The organism is Haemophilus haemolyticus (assembly GCF_003493685.1).
Taxonomy (GTDB): domain Bacteria; phylum Pseudomonadota; class Gammaproteobacteria; order Enterobacterales; family Pasteurellaceae; genus Haemophilus; species Haemophilus haemolyticus_O.
Window position 1 is genome coordinate 1 of sequence record NZ_QQJW01000032.1, and the last position, 691, is coordinate 691.

The 691-nt window shown below is 43.4% G+C and carries 1 tRNA gene and 2 rRNA genes; all 3 read left to right on the plus strand.

The annotated features are described in order from the left end of the window. Positions 1 to 125 (plus strand): 16S ribosomal RNA (locus DV434_RS10610); the annotation flags it as partial. A gap of 117 nt (positions 126 to 242) precedes the next feature. Continuing rightward, positions 243 to 318: transfer RNA gene (locus tag DV434_RS10615), tRNA-Glu, on the plus strand. Positions 319 to 586: 268 nt separating this feature from the next. Continuing rightward, positions 587 to 691: ribosomal RNA gene (locus DV434_RS10620) — 23S ribosomal RNA — on the plus strand; the annotation flags it as partial.

Sequence of the window (691 nt, forward strand, 5' to 3'; positions counted from 1 at the left end):
AGTGGGTTGTACCAGAAGTAGATAGCTTAACCGCAAGGGGGGCGTTTACCACGGTATGATTCATGACTGGGGTGAAGTCGTAACAAGGTAACCGTAGGGGAACCTGCGGTTGGATCACCTCCTTACCAAAGACGAGAGACAGCGAGTGCTCACACAGATTGGCTGATAGTTGTAGACAAGGTTAAAAACGAAGCGAAAGCAACGTTGAAAGATAAGAATAAGATAGAGTATCTTTAATTGACGTCCCCATCGTCTAGAGGCCTAGGACATCGCCCTTTCACGGCGGTAACCGGGGTTCGAATCCCCGTGGGGACGCCAATTAAAGATAACTTTGTTAGATTATCTTACTGTTCTTTAAAAAATTGGAAACAAGCTGAAAACAAGAGATTTTTGAGAGAAAGTCTGAGTAGGCAAGGCAGGAAAGTGAAAGAGGGAACTGGGAAGGAAACTCTGAAAGCAAACCTGTTTTGCATAAAATCTTGATTGAACAAAAGCAATCAAGTGTTTAGTTGAATGAAGATACGCATCAAATTGGCCGCACTTTGAAGTGAAAGCTTAAAGTGGTTGAAAACATTTGAGGTTGTATAGTTAAGTGACTAAGCGTACAAGGTGGATGCCTTGGCAATCAGAGGCGAAGAAGGACGTGCTAATCTGCGAAAAGCTTGGATGAGTCGATAAGAGGCGTTTAATC